The following is a 16,444-nucleotide window of genomic DNA, read 5'->3' as shown; positions in this document are numbered from 1 at the left end:
GCGGTGAAGAAGGTTTCTGGATACCTAACTATCTTGTTGAACAATATCCAGAGATGACGACAATCGAAGGTGTCATCAAACACGCTAATCTATTCGCACACCCAGAAGACGATGAAAAGTTCGCATTCTATAGCTGCCCGGCAGGATGGACATGTCAGATTACTTCCGAACACTTATTTAATGCTATGGGTTTAGATAAACATGGATTTGAAATGGTGGACCCGGGTTCAGGTGCTGCACTAGCAGGAACCATTGCCAAAGCTTATGAGCGTGAGAAACCATGGTTTGGTTACTATTGGTCACCAACACCTGTGTTGGGTAAATACGATATGGTTAAAGTTGATTTCGGAAGTGGTACCGACATTGAGGAATTCCGTAACTGTACGACACAACCCGATTGTGAATCTCCTAAAGTGACCATGTATCCACCAGCACCGGTTCACACTATCACCACAGAAGCCTTTGCTAATAATGAGCATCTTGCTTACCAATACTTTGAAAAACGTGGTTTTACCAATAAACAAATGAGCGAGTTGTTAGCCTGGATGGAAGACAACCAAGCCGACGCCGAAGAAGCCATGTATTACTTTCTAGAAAGCTCACCACAGGTATGGAAGCCTTGGGTATCAGCAAGTGTCGCCACCAAGGTAGAAGAAGCCCTATAAGGCTTATCAAAGCTAATAAAGGTTATTCCAACAACGAGAAAGTCTGGTCAATTGCCAGACTTTCTATCTTTTGAACGCCATAAATGAGGGCGTTCAGAAACTATTGATGAGATTTAAGCTCTGAAAAGTAATCTTGCCAGCTAACATGCTTGCGTCCTGCAGCTTGTTCGAAATGACTCGGGTTATCTGACTTCCCTTCAAGGATGCCTTGATAAATACCAGCGATAACCGTTCCAATAAAGTCACCCAACTCAGCCACTCTGTCTAGTCGATACTCTTCAACGCTCATCGACGTGAATGTAAGGTTCGTCCCAAACGCACTATTCATGTAATCAGTGAGCTGTGCTTGAGTAATGGCATCGCCGTGTAGATTGTAGGTATTGCCGTTATGTATATCTTCAACAAGCATGCGGGCGTAAGCGTAACCTAGCTCTTCTCGGGTTGTATAACCACACTGGCCTTCACCTGCGCAGTTAAAGATGCCCCCCGCTTTCTTATAACTATCAATGTATTCGATGTCAGGTTCGATATAGATGCCATTACGGCCGTTCACCCATTCAAGTCCGCTCTCACGAACATCTCGCTCTGTTTGACGATTACTTTGAATAACAGGGGAAAATGCCGTGTTCTCCTCGGCCCCTTGTACGCTGGTATAAACAATCTTTCTCACGCCAGCCTTTTTGGCAGCTTCAATCACATTACGATGCTGTCCAATACGTTTATCCGGAGCATCCATACCAGACACTAGCAACACAACATCCACACCTTGCAATGACTGTTCTAGCTGCTCAGCATCCTCATAATCGCCCGGACGCACTTCGACACCCAAGCCGAAAGCGCGCTCTGGTGTTCTTGCTAGAGCAACGACTTGATTTTTCGAGGTTAATTTGACGGTGGCTTCTACAATAGCAGAGCCCAACTTCCCACTTGCGGCAGTAACAGCAATCTTCATCCTTTGTCCCTCTTGGTCATCTAGCAGTTATCTTCGTACATTTAGTAATATACTAGATCATTACAAAAACAGTGTACGTCTTCATAGCCGTTTTTGTTCGCGACCCGAATAAGGAAACTCTCTAGAGTCTCATCGTTGTGTGGTTTTGGTCGCTGTAGAAACATAATTAAATTACAGGCTCGTAACCCCCAAAAAAGTATTAATTTAGCCGATTGAACTTTAAAAAATGTTTGATTTTGATTGTGTGCGTAGACTGTCCGCTCGCAAATAGAAACTGTGATGTGATTAGGTTCAGATAAGTGTTTGCCCAAAAGCGTGCCAGTGATATGGATATGGCGGAGGAATGGCTCTGCACCCCTAAATATTTCCTCAACCATGAGACGCCTCTAGATGCTCTCACTACGCCTTGTGGAGCTAATCGAGTCGTTGAAGCGATACAACGAATTAAGCTTGGTGACTTCTCTTAGCAATAGCAGACACTTGGTATGGATAAATTCAGCTTAAGCACTACTAATTCAGGAGTAAAGACATATGGTCGATTTTATTCAAAGCAACATTGCCATTCTTATTGGTGTAGGAGGAGGTATTTTTACTGGGATGGTTTTAGCATTGTTGTATGTACTGAAGAAGGTGATTTCAGAACGTCGAAAATAAACCTCTTCACTGCACTATTGGCCAAATAGTATTTGATTAACGATCTGGTTTGTGATTTGATGTATGTGAATCACATTTGTTCAATCCGATTTTTCTAGTTATCGGGTAACATCCTGAAAAAATTAAGGATGTTTTTAAAAGAGTTCAGGCTAGATAGGGTTCAAATCCCTATCCCTCCACCACATTGAAGAAAGCCGCTGAGAAATCAGCGGCTTTTTTGCATCTGAAGCTTTTTAAAATATAAAGCTCATCTAACAAGACTCTACCCACCCTCATTTTAAGCCTATTCACTTTATGCCTAGTTTTAAATTCCGAGCTCAGAGTTCTAAGTTAAAAGCTCTTAGTTAAAAGTCCCTAGCTGAAAGTTCTTATGCCTAAGCCACTCCCCTCATAACTTTGCCTGCGAACCAATTAGATACTTTCTTTTTTATGGCACGGAAACACTTCACGTATAACAAAAGTTGAGAATACTTGGCTTATTGAATATTAGATTTTGTCGGCTTCTTAATAAACCGAACAATAAATAATCATTCAGAACAAAAACACCAAAAAGCGTTCATAAAAAAAGCAGTCAGTTAATAAGGGTATTTACAAGCGAAAGCCACCCTTATATTATACGCGCCATTGGAGGGATGGCTGAGTGGTCGAAAGCACCGGTCTTGAAAACCGGCAACCGTTAATAGCGGTTCTAGGGTTCAAATCCCTATCCCTCCACCACATTAAAGAAAGCCGCTGAGAAATCAGCGGCTTTTTTGTATCTGGCGTTTGCGTAAAGAACTTACGTATTTTCCACTACGCCACCTTTCGGCTCACTTCAAAACGCCCAATCAATTGGTCTAAACGGCTCAATGCATTGCCCATCAAGGACACTCGACGTGCGAGTTGCTTAGTAGACAGTTGTAAGTCAGATATTGAACGTTGGGCTTTATCTGCCGTTTGTCCATTTTTCTGACTGTTTTCATCTAAGTTAGACATCGTGGTAAAGAGGTCACTCACCGCTGATTGAATTTGCTCACTGCGAGCATTTGAGTCGACTGTTAAGTTTCCTTTACTCACATTCTCGACACCTCGCTCCATGGACTCAACAGCACTGCGAGACTTACTATGCAGCTCTTTCATTAGGTCACTAATATGGTTAGCAGCTTGTGAAGTTCGGTCAGCCAGAGTTCTTACTTCAGAAGCGACGACAGAGAACCCTCTCCCGTGTTCACCTGCTCTTGCCGACTCAATGGCCGCATTCAAGGCCAAAAGGTTAGTCTGCGCGGTAATGTCAGTAATGATATCTATAATGTCAGACACCTTAGTCATTTCATTATTCACCTCATTCACGCTATGCGCCGAGCTTTCTACGATATTGCGAACAATCTCCATGCCTTCGACGGACTGATTGTACTCCTTCTCTGCGCTCAGGACGGCTTGTTTCATCACCGTGTCCATTTGCGTTGCTGAGACACTCGCATGAGTAATTTCGCTCTGTTGATACTGACTCAACTGAAGCATATTGCTTAACGCTTGTGATGCATCATCACTGGTTTGCTTCATCACGACACTGCGACGAAACATCGATTCCGAAACCTCTCTAACTTCGTGACTCGCATGGATCAACTCACTCACCGTGTTATCTAAATTGTCGATAAAACTATTAGTCCAACGCCCTAGGTTGCCAAGTTCATTATGACTGAATGTTGTGGGATCAAGCCTCCGACTTAAGTTGCCATCACCTTCGGCTAAGGTCTGCATTACCCCGGTCATTTCGTGAATCTTCTTCGCTAGTGGTTTGGCGCTAACTAAACGGAATAAGCCCAATGAGATCAACGCGCAAGCGAACATAATGCCACTCTGCATAAAAGGTGTGAGTGTATAAAGGTTGGCAAACAGTAATGGAATAAATAGAGGCAGTAGCATGCAGCTGATGAAGTGTTTAGATAAGGTATAACTTAGGCTTCGGTCTCTGTAGACCTCTTCTAAATCGGACTCACACATCATGCCAAAGGTATCTGGTGAACCATCCAATTGAAAGGTGATACCTTTACCAATAACCGGTATGTGGCGATAGTCGGAATACCCCGGATAACCTATAAACAGGTTACTGCCATTTTTAATGGTTTCTCTTACGCCTGGGTGAAGCTGATTAGTGGCTGGGTCTGTAAAGCGAATCTCAAATTCGGTGTGGTGCTGGATCTTAACCGTTCCCCAATCAGTATGAATCCCTTGCTTTAAGTTCTCGCCGTGTGAAAAGGTATTATCTTCAAAGCGAGAACGAGAGAGCGCAACACCCGGCTGAGTATTAGGATCATGAATGGAGTCGACCATAAAGATATAGTTATCACCCGACTCGCTATAAATATGCCCCGCTTCTCTTTGAATAATGTCACCAATAACATCATTTGGAACACGACCACATAGGAATTGCGGCGCCCCTTCATCCCGAGAAAAGGGGACATAAAACATCAGCGTTACTTGGTCATGAAACGATGAACTCGAGGCCCCTACGTTCAACGTGCGTGGATCCATATACGGCCCATGAAGATAACGCTTTGAAGCCCCTTCAACTAAAGCCTTCTTGTCTCCAAGAGTAACCCCTATATGTTCATGATAACTCGATGCTTGTGCGATCCCCTTGGCATCGACGATCGCCAACTCAGAAAAATCCGTACTGCGTTTAAGAAGACTAGCTAACGTCCCCTGAGCTTGTTCTTCCGTTCGACTTGCTAAATAAACCGCAGAGTCTTCTAAAAAATCCCATTGATTCTTGACCCAATTATGCAGAAGTTGAACTCGCGTGTGAGCAATACTTTCAAAAGCTTGTTCAAGCTCTTCCGTCCTACTTCTATTGAGGAAACAAGCTCTGCGCATAGCCAGTTTTCCTGTTGCGCCAAACCAATTAAGCCAACTACGTTCCTTGTCCGTCAGGTTCATTTTTATCCCTTGTGTTTTTATAGACACATGGGTAAAGCAATTTACAGACCACAATTAATCACACAAATACGTAACTAATTAATAAAAAAGAACTTTAAATGATCCATAATGGTGCAGCTGTGTCTTTTATGGTGCAAAAGGCGCTTATTTCACACCATCATTTCAATGAACTATCAGCCGCTAATTTGAGAGGTTAACCGTGAACATGATAGGCCGCTTTTAACAGCTGCATGTGAATCGGCACCAGATCTTGGTGTTTAGTGCGGTACCCGCCACCGACTACGCAAGCCATCGGAATAGACTCTGATTTCGCTAATTCAATCATGAAACAGTCGCGCTCAAATATCCCTTGTGTCGAGACATTCAAATAACCCAGTTCATCGTCTTGATGAATATCTATCCCCGCATCATAAATAATCAGATCAGGTTGATGGTGAGCAATCGCTAACTTAGTGACTTGTTCAAAACAACGTAGGAACTCTTCATCTTCTGTTTCACGACTTAATGGCACATCTAAATCGGATAGCGGCTTTCGTGCAGGGAAGTTTTTATCGCAGTGGAACGACAAAGTAATGATGTCGTCGTTGTCTTGGCAAAGAGTTGCTGTGCCATCACCATGATGAACGTCGCTATCAACGATCAGCACTTTATCGATATGTTCAAAGGTCAGCGCGTGTTTTGCCGCTAAAACCAAATCGTTCAACAAACAAAAGCCACTGCCAAAATCATGATGCGCATGATGATAACCACCACTCAAATGAATCGCTAAACCAGTCTCTATTGCCATTTCAGCGGCCAAGCAGGTTCCACCACTTGAGTAGAGTGTTCTTTCGATAAGTTGCTCGCTCCACGGGAAACCGATACGTCTCATCTTTGCTGCAGGTAACTTACCAGACACGAGCAAATCAATATATCCGCTATCATGTACCTGTTTTACTTGCTCAACCGAAACCGGCGTTGGTTGGCACACTTCAAACTTGCACTTCCATCGAGGTTCGCTATTCATCAGCGCCTCAACAGCACTATGCAACAACTGATATTTGTTGATTGGGTAGCGATGACCTTCTGGTAAAGGTAACTGTGAATAGATTGGGTGGTAAATTAAAGGAATCATAATCAGGCTAATTGCGTATCTTTCTCAAAATCATAACAGCCTCAAACTTGGCGACAACCTTAATTAATGATAATGGTTATCATTGTTATTAATTATAAAGTAGAGACCATAATGAAAAACGTAATACTCATCTTTGGGGTGATCTGCGGCTCAGCGGCAGCAGTAATGATTTTTGTAGGAATGCTAATGGCCAGTTGGTGGAGCGTTGATTTTCTCGTGTTAAGCCATCAAACTTAACTAATTGAACTGAAAAGGAATCACCATGAGCGTTATTTTTATTACTGGAGCGAACCGCGGCATTGGCTTAAGCCTGACTCGACAATACTTGGAAAGTAATCACAAGGTGTACGCGACTTATCGTGATGACAATTCAGCAAAAGAACTGCTCTCACTCGCAGACCACAACACCAACCTTACCTGTATTCAATTAGAGATAACCGATTACCAAGCAGTAAGCCAACTCCCTTCGCAAATAGAGTCGATTGATATCTTGATCAACAACGCTGGCTACTATGGCCCTAAAGGCTACGGGCTGGGTAATACCGATGTTGAAGAGTGGCGTCGTGTATTCGAAGTCAACACCATCGCTCCACTAAAGCTTGTCGAAACGCTATTGCCTTTACTCAAAGACAGCGATATCAAAAAGGTCGCTTGTTTATCCTCTAGAGTCGGCAGTATGTCAGAGAACACCTCAGGCGGCGGTTACATCTATCGCTCCTCTAAAGCCGCTCTAAACTCCGTGGTGAAGAGCCTAAGCAACGACTTAACCGATGATGGCTTTACGGTGTTAGCACTGCATCCAGGTTGGGTGCAGACTGAAATGGGTGGCCCTAATGCTCTGATCGACACCGACACTTCAGCTTCCGGCCTGATTGAAGTCATCGAGTCAGCGAATACCGAAGTGAGTGGTCACTTCTTCAATTTCGATGGCAGCGAAATTGACTGGTAATCCACAGATGAATGCAGGGCATCTCTCAAACCTAGTTAAGCACTCAACGCTGTTTTGTCTAACAGTGATGCTAGCTGGCTGTTTCAGTGATGGCCCCGGCGACTTGTTCGACGACTATCAAACAAAGATAGCCAGAGTACAAGATGCTGACAAGATAATAGAGGAATGGGAATTTGAAAGCCTACCGAGAAAACGAGAACTGCTGCTTGACGTGCCCTCACTCTCTATCGGCCTCATCGACAGCTACCAGCTTCGTCAGTGTGGATTGTTCAATCTGATTGCAGAAAGAAATTCGGTTCTGGGCAAGGTCGCGGATGAGTTTCGTAATTACGATTATCAAGTCGCGCTACTTGAAGGCGTGGGCAAATGTTTATCCAGTAATGAATTAGACCCAGAGATCGTAGAATTACTAAGAGAAATTGAGCAACAGAAACTCGCACAGTTTCCACTGCATCAATGGAATCTCATCTATGCCAGCGATGCTATGCAGTCACAAATGCGGGGTAGTCAGTGGTTACGCGCTGATATAGGCGATCAGGTACGACAAACCGTTGATGCCTTACAACATATCAATCAAGCGTTAAACGTTCCGCTCGTTTCCGGCAAAACCACTGAGGTTCAAGAAGTACTAGAGAAGAGTTCAACGCTCGGAGATTTATACTATTCGCTGGCTCGTGCTTCGGCAGAGCTAGATACCATTACTAAGCAACTCACTACTTTTGATGGCAACATCATCTGCGGCAAGCAGCGAGACACCACTAAGTTTCGTTATCTCAACAATGTGTTCGAGCAACAATACATAGGCAAGGTTCAGCCCTACATGGCGCAGCTGGATGGCTACTATCAGCAATTAGCCCCGCAACTAGGAATGTTTGACGCGCAACCTGAACTGCACAGTTATTACTTTCCCATCCAAGATGCACATCAAGCCTTTCGATCATCCACTCGTCGCCATGTTGACTATTGGCAGCAACTGTTTAAACGTTGTGGCCGTAAAGTCGGTCGCTAATCCTAACCTCAATAAGTCTTAGCTTTTAGTGCTCTTTTTAGCGGAAGTACCTTTCTTAGCATACGTACCTGTCTTGGCGTAAGACTTCTTCGCCCCACCGCCTTTACGGCGTTTGAAGGCAGGTCTCTCGACTTTAGGAAGGTGGCGGAGTGATTCAGGAACTTCTCCCGTTTTTACTTTACCCATTAAACCATCAATCTTGCTTTCTAACGCTTGCATGAAAGGCTGATACGCTTGATTTCGTTCTGCCATGCCTTGCAGCTGGTGCTCCCAGTGTGCCGTCATGTCTGGGAAGGTAGAGTCCTCAGGTAAAGCATGAATCAAGCCTCTGCCCGCAGGGCTACTATGAATACTCTTACCTTGGCGCGTTAGCAGTTGTCTTTTGAAAAGGGTATCTAGAATGCCTGCACGGGTTGCTTCAGTACCAAGGCCATCGGTCTCTTTCAAAATGGCTTTGAGGTCTTTGTTAGCAACAAAACGCGCGATACCTGTCATCGCTTGAAGCAACGTCGCTTCCGTGAAGTGCTTTGGTGGTTCCGTTTTCTTATCACCAATCACGCCTTCACGACACGTCAACACCGTACCTTTCTCCAACGGTGGAACCGTATCCGTGCCATCGCCTTTCTCTTCGGTGTCTGTTTTGCCCATCAACACCTTCCAGCCGGGGTTGATAAGCTGACGTCCTTTCGCAATGAACACGCCACCAGCTATATCAAAGACCAGCTTAGCATCGGCAAAAACGGCAGGTGGGTAGAACTGCATTAGATACTGGCGAGCGATTTGCTGATAGATTTTCATCTCGTTGGCAGACAGGCCGTTCACCGATGACTTCTTCGGAGTAGGAATAATCGCGTGGTGAGCATCGACCTTACTGTCGTTCCATGCTTTTGATTTAAGAGAAAGGTCCGCACCTTGAGCGCCACTTTGCAGCTCTTTCGCATTGTTAGCGATAGCATCAACGATCGATTCTCGCTGCGAGTAGTGCTCTTTAGGTAGATAGCGGCTATCAGAACGTGGGTAAGTGATGAGTTTGTGTTTCTCGTACAATGACTGACACGTATCTAACACCTGTTGAGCACTCATACCAAAACGCTTAGACGCATCAATCTGCAAGGCTGACAGCGAGTAAGGCAGTGGCGCAGCTTGTTTACTTTGCTTTTGCTCTGATTCCGTCACCGTCGCGGGTTGATTCGCAATTCGGTTAGCCACATTCTCAACCAGCTTTCGATTGAGCACGCGCCCTTCTTCATCTTGCCATGGTTTACATGCTTCGCTTGGCTTCCAACGCGCACGAATATCAAAGCTCTGGCCGTGATTTTGATAAGGGATCAAAGCGTGCAAAGTGAAGTAATCTTTCGGAATAAAGTTTTCGATCTCTTCATCGCGCCTTACCACCAAACCAAGTACAGGCGTTTGTACTCGCCCGACCGACAACACACCTTGGTAGCCCGCCTTTTGACCTAACAAGGTGTAAGCACGAGTCATGTTCATGCCATACAGCCAATCAGCTCTAGAGCGTGCCAATGCAGAAATAGACAGTGGAATAAAGTCGCGGTTGCTGCGCATTTGAGAGAGCGCACGCTTCACAGCAGGTAAGTTCAAGTCGCTGATCAATAGCCTGTCCATCGACTCTTTCTTAGCCTTAGAAACCTTGCAGTAATCGATCACTTCATCCACCAGCAGCTGCCCTTCTCTATCTGGGTCTCCCGCATGGACAATTTGGGTTGCGTCCTTCAATAGCTTTCGGATCACCGTGAGCTGTTTGCTTGACGTCTTACGCGGTCTTAGCTGCCATTGCTCTGGCACAATAGGAAGATCGGCTAAGTTCCACTTCTTATAACGGTCATCATAAGCATCCGGCTCAACCTGCTCCAATAAGTGTCCAATACACCAAGTCACCACATCCCCATTGCCACATTTGATAAACCCTTGGTCTTTCTTTTGTGGATTAGGTAGTGCAGCGGCGATCGCGCGGCCGAGGCTTGGTTTTTCAGCAATAATAAGGCGAGACATGTTTTTCCAGATGCTACAAACAATTAGAGCCACATTATCTAATGTGGCTCTAATAAATCAAGAAAAACTGGTTGTTTATACAGTTAGCATTCCACTATTCAAGCTTCAGCTTTCTTTATAAAAACTCAACGAACTTAGAGAAGTCGCGCTCTGGCACTTTCATTGGTGTACAGCCTGGAGTGCCTAGGTATAGGAAGCCAACAATTTCATCGTCGCCTTCTAGGCCAAATGCTTGATGCACTTCTGGGTGGAACATCCATTTACCTGAGCGCCAAAAGCCTTGGAAACCTTGTGCGACTGCAGCCATTTGCATCGCTTGAGCTGCGCAACCTGCAGAAAGATGTTGTTCAATCGCTGGCACTTTCTCGTGCTCAGTTACTTTGGCAATCACAGTAATCACCATCGGAGCTCGGAACGGCGCTTTTTTTACTTTCTCGATAACCGCTTCTTCGCTGTCATCCGCTTCAGCGGCGCGCACCAAGATGTCTGAAAGCTTTTGTAGGCCTGAACCTTGCGCGATAACAAAGCGCCATGGTGTTAGTGCACCGTGGTCTGGAGCACGCAGCCCTGCTTTGATGATGTTTTCTAACGCCACACCTTCAGGTGCCGGATCAGAGAGTTTTGCGATTGAGCGTCTGTTGAGCAATAGATCCAAAGCATCCATTTGAAGTCCTTACTATTTCTTTATTATTTGTATACTTGAACTTTAGCACAGAATACAAACGATAATAAATCTCAACGGCTGTCCATTTAGGCTAGATTAGAAACAATAAAGGCTCCTAAATCTATGACTTAGGAGCCTTGTTCAAAATCTAACTCAGCAAATTAAGTAACAATATCTACTGATAAGATTACAGTTTGATAGCTGATTCTATAACTTAATCGCTAGCTCAACACCTTGACGAATTGCGCGTACTGCATCCAATTCACCCGCGTAATCGGCGCCGCCTATCACATGCAGTTTGCCACCAAACTCTTGCCACATGTCTTCGAATGGACGAACTGAAACCTGACCTGCACATACGATAACCGAGTCAGCATCCAGCACCTGCTCTTTCTTACCAACGCTGATATGCAGACCTTGGTCATCAATCTTGTTGTAGCTCACGCCACCCAGTAGATTAACACCGCGTTTTTCTAGTGTGCGTTTGTGAATCCAGCCTGTAGTTTTGCCCGGACCTTTACCAACACGACCCGCTTTACGCTGCATCACCCACACCGTTTTATCGCTGAATGAATCAGGGTAAGGGTAAAGTCCGCCTGGGTGTTCCATATTCTTATCGATGCCCCACTCATGCAGCCAATCGTCTAGGCTGTGTGAAGTCGGTTCTGTCAGCATGGTTGCCACATCGACACCAATACCACCAGCACCAACAATCGCGACCTTTTCGCCTACTGGTGTCTTTTCACGAATCAAGGTTTGGTAATCGACCACGTTTTCTTGGTCAATGCCCTCAATATCGAGCTTTCTTGGCTCTACGCCAGCCGCCATCACGACTTCATCGTACTTCAACAACATCTCAAACGTTGCCTCAGTATCCAGTTTCAGGTTCACGCCTGATGCGTCGATTTGGTTAGCAAAGTAGCGAATCGTTTCTCTGAATTCTTCTTTACCCGGAATCTGCATTGCCAATCTAAACTGACCGCCGATACGGTCATTTTTCTCAATCAAGTCAACCTTATGCCCACGCTGAGCTAAAGTCGTTGCACAGGCTAAACCGGCTGGGCCTGCGCCGACAACCGCAATGGTCTTAGTCGCTTGCGCTGGCTGAACAACAATTTCAGTCTCGTAACACGCTCGTGGATTCACCAAACAGCTCGCTCGCTTACCCTTAAACACGTTATCAAGACAAGCTTGGTTACAGCCGATACAGGTATTGATGAACTGCGCTTGGTCTTGAGCGGCTTTATTAACAAAGTCCGGATCTGCCAAGAATGGACGCGCCATTGATACCATGTCGGCCTGTCCTGAACTGAGGATACGTTCGGCCTCTTCTGGCGTGTTGATTCGGTTACATGTCACCACTGGGATCGACACGTATGGTTTCACTTTCTCGGTTACCCAAGAGAATGCGCCTCGTGGTACTTGCGTCGCGATAGTCGGAACACGAGCTTCATGCCAACCAATACCAGTATTGATGATAGTCACGCCCGCTTCTTCTAGCTTTTGAGCCAAAAGAACAACATCTTCAAAGGTGCTACCTTGTTCAACCAAATCCAGCATCGACAGTCGGAAAATAATAATGAAATCTTTACCCACCGCTTCGCGAATCGATTTGACGATCTCTAGCGGGAAACGCATACGCTTCTCGTAAGAACCGCCCCACTCGTCGTAACGCATGTTGGTACGCTTACAAATGAATTGGTTAATCAAGTAACCTTCCGAGCCCATGATCTCAATGCCGTCATAACCAGCAACCTGAGCTAGCTCTGCACTATTGGCAAAGGCACCGATGGTCTTTTTGATCTGACGAGGGCTCATCTCACTGGGTGCGAACTTAGCGATTGGCGCTTTAATGCCAGAAGCACTTTGCGCGAATGGGTGCATGGCATAGCGGCCAGCATGCAACAATTGAAGCGCAATTTTACCGCCGTGCTTGTGGACGGCTTCGGTAACAACTTGGTGCGCTTTGGCGTGCTTTACTTTACTGAATTCAGCACTAAATGGGGTTAATCTGCCACGTAAATTAGGAGAGAAACCACCGGTAACAATAAGACCAACGCCTCCTTTTGCTCGCTCTTCATAAAACGCGGCAAGTTTGTGTAGGCCTTCTTTATTTTCTTCTAAACCTGTGTGCATTGATCCCATCAATACACGGTTACGTAACTGAGTAAATCCAAGATCGAGTGGTTCAAGTAAATGTGGGTACATGGCAGACATCACTTCTATTATTTTATCCTTGTGGTCTGACCACAGTATAGTTCAATCACCAAAAGTTCAAACAACCGTTTACATTTTTGTAACACCGATCATAATGCTGAAGGTATTAATCGTTCAGAACCCCTTAATTTGACTACACTTAATGAGAATATATATCGATTAACAATTCTTGGTGTAGTTTGAGCTTGGGAATTATCGTAGGATACTAAGCAGTTCATATTATTGAGATTAATGGTACTACGGCTTGTTAAAGCGACGTGATCTCACTGCGGAGACAGAATGAAAAAAATATTCAAATTTATAGGCATGTTCTTTAAAGGGATTTGGAAGCTCATTACGTTTGTACGTCTTGCGCTGGTTAACCTAGTCTTTTTACTCAGTATCGCCATCATCTACTTTGTGTACTTCCATTCAGATACGGCTCAACCGACGGTTCCTCAGGATTCGGCTTTAGTGCTTAATCTGTCTGGCCCTATTGTGGAACAAAGCCGCTATATCAATCCGATGGATTCGGTCACAGGTTCACTACTTGGCAAAGACCTTCCAAAAGAGAACATCCTGTTTGATATCGTTGAAACGATTCGCTACGCAAAAGACGATGACAAGGTTACTGGTATCGTTTTAGCTCTCAAAGAGCTGCCAGAAACCAACCTGACCAAGCTACGCTACATTGCTAAAGCATTGAATGAGTTCAAAGCAACAGGCAAACCGATTTATGCGGTGGGTGACTTTTACAACCAAAGCCAATACTACCTAGCCAGCTACGCAACTAAGGTCTTCCTATCACCAGATGGTGGGGTTCTTCTTAAAGGCTATAGCGCTTACTCGCTTTACTACAAAACGTTGTTAGAGAAACTAGACGTAAACACGCACGTGTTCCGTGTGGGCACTTATAAGTCAGCTATTGAGCCTTTCATTCGTGATGACATGTCAGACGCAGCGAAAGAGTCCGCTTCTCGTTGGTTAAGCCAACTATGGGGTGCGTACGTTGATGACGTCAGCAACAACCGTCAAATAGACGCTAAGACACTGAACCCAAGCATGGACACCTTCTTGAAAGAACTTGAGTCTGTGGACGGTGACATTGCAAAACTGGCCGAGAAACTTGGCTTAGTGGATGAGCTAGCGACACGCCAGCAAGTTCGACTAGAGCTTGCCGATGTTTTCGGCAGTGACGGCCAAGACAGCTACAACGCGTTTGGTTACTACGAATACCGTACAACCATGCTTCCAAACATGACTAGTGAATCACACGACGTTGCCGTGATTGTAGCGAGCGGCGCAATTATGGATGGCAAGCAACCACGTGGCACCGTTGGCGGCGATACCACAGCAGCCCTACTGCGCCAAGCACGTAACGACGATAAAGTGAAAGCGGTTGTACTTCGTGTCGATAGCCCAGGTGGCAGTGCCTTTGCTTCTGAAGTTATCCGTAATGAAATAGAAGCGATCAAGCAAGCGGGTAAACCGGTTGTTGTGTCGATGTCGAGCCTTGCTGCTTCGGGTGGTTACTGGATCTCGATGGGTGCGGATAAGATCCTAGCTCAGCCAACCACACTAACGGGTTCAATTGGTATCTTCAGTGTTATCACCACCTTCGAAAAAGGGTTGAACGATATTGGTGTTTACACTGATGGCGTTGGCACCTCACCTTTCTCAGGTCTTGGTATTACAACTGGACTTAGCGATGGCGCGAAAGACGCGTTCCAAATGGGCATTGAAAACGGATACCGCCGATTCATCAGCCTAGTTGGAGAAAATCGCGGTCTGGAAGTCGATGCTGTCGACAAGATTGCTCAAGGTCGAGTTTGGACAGGTCAAGATGCGATTCAGAAAGGCTTAGTCGATGAGATTGGTGATTTCGATGATGCGGTTGCAGCTGCGGCTTCACTTGCAGAGCTTGAAAGCTACAACATCTACTGGGTAGAAGAGCCACTTTCGGCCACTGAACAATTTATTCAAGAATTTATGAACCAAGTTCAGATGTCGATAGGCCTAGATATTCAATCGATGATACCAAGCAGTTTACAGCCTGTTACTCAGCAGTTAGCTCAAGATAGCCAGCTGTTAGGCAGCTTTAACGACCCACAAGGCCGATACGCTTTCTGCTTAAATTGCCAAGTTCAATAAGTTGAGCCAATAACTCAATGACTAAGGGGTACCTCTGTGTGAGGTGCCTCTTTTTATTGCATGATAATTCGCTATAATCGCCCCCCTGTTCCCTACATCACACTAAGTATTAATCGCCATGGAAAGAAAACACATCTATATCGCGTACACCGGCGGCACAATTGGCATGCAGAAGTCTATTGACCACGGCTATGTTCCAGTCGCAGGTTTCATGGATAAGCAGCTAGCTGGCATGCCTGAATTCCATCGCCCAGAGATGCCTAAGTACACCATTCACGAATACTCTCCATTAATGGACTCTTCAGATATGACGCCACTTGATTGGCAGACTATCGCTGATGACATTCGCGCGAACTACGATAAGTACGATGGTTTCGTTATCCTGCATGGCACAGACACTATGGCTTACACTGCCTCTGCACTGTCTTTCATGCTTGAAAACCTCGGCAAACCTGTGATTGTTACGGGCTCTCAGATCCCACTAGCAGAGCTTCGTTCAGACGGACAAGCAAACCTGCTGAATGCGCTACACATTGCCGCAAACTACCCTATCAACGAAGTGACACTGTTCTTCAACAACAAGTTGATGCGTGGTAACCGCAGCACAAAATCACACGCAGATGGCTTCAATGCGTTTACGTCTCCAAACCTGAATCCATTGCTAGAAGCGGGTATCAATATCCAACTTAGCAATAACGTAAAGGTAAACGAACAACCTAAAGGTGCTTTCAAGGTTCATAACATTACTCCGCAACCTATCGGCGTAATCACAATGTACCCAGGCATCTCACACGAAGTTATCCGTAACACGCTATTACAACCTGTTAACGCGATGATTCTGCTTACTTTCGGTGTGGGTAACGCACCACAAAACCCAGAACTGCTTCAGCACCTGAAAGATGCCTCAGAGCGCGGTGTTATTGTGGTGAACCTAACTCAATGTTTGGCTGGTAAAGTCAACATGGGTGGTTACGCGACAGGTTGTGCACTAGCAGAAGCGGGCGTGGTGAGTGGTTACGATATGACACCAGAAGCGGCGCTGGCGAAGTTGCATTATCTATTAAGCCAAAACCTAGGCTACGAAGAAGTGAAGGCTCAGATGCAACAAGTATTGCGCGGTGAGATGAGCTTATAACCTGTTCAAGGATTCACGTTAAA

Annotated in this window: 12 protein-coding genes and 1 tRNA gene; 7 read left to right on the top strand and 6 right to left on the bottom strand. The window is 45.4% G+C overall.

What is annotated here, in order from left to right; all coding sequences use genetic code 11:
- Positions 1 to 665 (top strand): glycine betaine ABC transporter substrate-binding protein (locus tag AB4375_RS00210; RefSeq protein ID WP_372050840.1); only part of this gene is annotated, 665 nt, incomplete at its 5' end.
- Positions 666 to 765: 100 nt separating this feature from the next.
- Here the strand turns inward: AB4375_RS00210 and AB4375_RS00205 are convergent.
- Complete coding sequence (locus tag AB4375_RS00205; protein ID WP_017068687.1) at positions 766 to 1,617, bottom strand: SDR family oxidoreductase; 852 nt, start codon at positions 1,615 to 1,617, stop codon at positions 766 to 768.
- 326 nt (positions 1,618 to 1,943) lie between these two features.
- On the opposite strand from AB4375_RS00205, the gene AB4375_RS00200 reads away from it, so the two are divergent.
- Both AB4375_RS00200 and AB4375_RS00195 read left to right on the top strand, forming a co-directional pair.
- Positions 1,944 to 2,084, top strand: coding sequence for an MbcA/ParS/Xre antitoxin family protein (locus AB4375_RS00200; protein WP_081325182.1), 141 nt, complete (start codon positions 1,944 to 1,946; stop codon positions 2,082 to 2,084).
- Between the two features lie 813 nt (positions 2,085 to 2,897).
- Positions 2,898 to 2,988, top strand: a tRNA-Ser gene (locus AB4375_RS00195).
- Positions 2,989 to 3,063: 75 nt separating this feature from the next.
- Here AB4375_RS00195 and AB4375_RS00190 read toward each other — a convergent pair.
- Both AB4375_RS00190 and AB4375_RS00185 read right to left on the bottom strand, forming a co-directional pair.
- On the bottom strand, positions 3,064 to 5,190 hold the full coding sequence (locus AB4375_RS00190) for a methyl-accepting chemotaxis protein (protein ID WP_372050839.1): 2,127 nt from the start codon (positions 5,188 to 5,190) through the stop codon (positions 3,064 to 3,066).
- A 193-nt stretch (positions 5,191 to 5,383) separates the two neighbouring features.
- Positions 5,384 to 6,304, bottom strand: coding sequence for a histone deacetylase (locus tag AB4375_RS00185; protein ID WP_372050838.1), 921 nt, complete (start codon positions 6,302 to 6,304; stop codon positions 5,384 to 5,386).
- 262 nt (positions 6,305 to 6,566) lie between these two features.
- On the opposite strand from AB4375_RS00185, the gene AB4375_RS00180 reads away from it, so the two are divergent.
- Complete coding sequence (locus tag AB4375_RS00180; protein ID WP_017059372.1) at positions 6,567 to 7,253, top strand: SDR family oxidoreductase; 687 nt, start codon at positions 6,567 to 6,569, stop codon at positions 7,251 to 7,253.
- A complete protein-coding gene (locus tag AB4375_RS00175) occupies positions 7,231 to 8,262 on the top strand; it encodes a DUF3080 domain-containing protein (protein ID WP_372050837.1) in 1,032 nt (343 codons plus the stop codon). Before AB4375_RS00180 ends, AB4375_RS00175 begins: the two co-directional genes overlap by 23 nt.
- Positions 8,263 to 8,280: 18 nt before the next feature.
- Here AB4375_RS00175 and AB4375_RS00170 read toward each other — a convergent pair whose 3' ends face one another.
- The 3 genes from AB4375_RS00170 to AB4375_RS00160 all read right to left on the bottom strand — a co-directional run bounded on the left by AB4375_RS00170 (position 8,281) and on the right by AB4375_RS00160 (position 13,156).
- Positions 8,281 to 10,275, bottom strand: a complete 1,995-nt coding sequence (locus AB4375_RS00170; protein ID WP_372050836.1) for a DNA topoisomerase III — start codon at positions 10,273 to 10,275, stop codon at positions 8,281 to 8,283.
- 115 nt (positions 10,276 to 10,390) lie between these two features.
- The gene (locus tag AB4375_RS00165; protein ID WP_017059376.1) at positions 10,391 to 10,939 is read right to left on the bottom strand and encodes an NAD(P)H nitroreductase; all 549 of its coding nucleotides are present in this window, start codon (positions 10,937 to 10,939) and stop codon (positions 10,391 to 10,393) included.
- Between the two features lie 207 nt (positions 10,940 to 11,146).
- The gene (locus AB4375_RS00160; RefSeq protein WP_372050835.1) at positions 11,147 to 13,156 is read right to left on the bottom strand and encodes an FAD-dependent oxidoreductase; all 2,010 of its coding nucleotides are present in this window, start codon (positions 13,154 to 13,156) and stop codon (positions 11,147 to 11,149) included.
- A 279-nt stretch (positions 13,157 to 13,435) separates the two neighbouring features.
- On the opposite strand from AB4375_RS00160, the gene sppA reads away from it, so the two are divergent.
- Positions 13,436 to 15,286 carry a signal peptide peptidase SppA gene (gene sppA / locus AB4375_RS00155; RefSeq protein WP_029235699.1) on the top strand — a complete coding sequence of 617 codons (1,851 nt, stop codon included), beginning with the start codon at positions 13,436 to 13,438 and terminating at the stop codon, positions 15,284 to 15,286.
- Positions 15,287 to 15,404: 118 nt separating this feature from the next.
- Positions 15,405 to 16,421 carry an asparaginase gene (gene ansA, locus AB4375_RS00150; protein WP_017063439.1) on the top strand — a complete coding sequence of 339 codons (1,017 nt, stop codon included), beginning with the start codon at positions 15,405 to 15,407 and terminating at the stop codon, positions 16,419 to 16,421.
- The last annotated feature ends 23 nt before the right edge of the window (positions 16,422 to 16,444 follow it).

It is taken from the genome of Vibrio sp. 10N.261.51.C6 (genome assembly GCF_041471785.1).
GTDB classification, from domain to species: Bacteria; Pseudomonadota; Gammaproteobacteria; order Enterobacterales; family Vibrionaceae; genus Vibrio; species Vibrio crassostreae_C.
The sequence above is the reverse complement of the archived record's forward strand: the minus strand, read 5'-3'. Positions and strand labels throughout refer to the sequence as shown.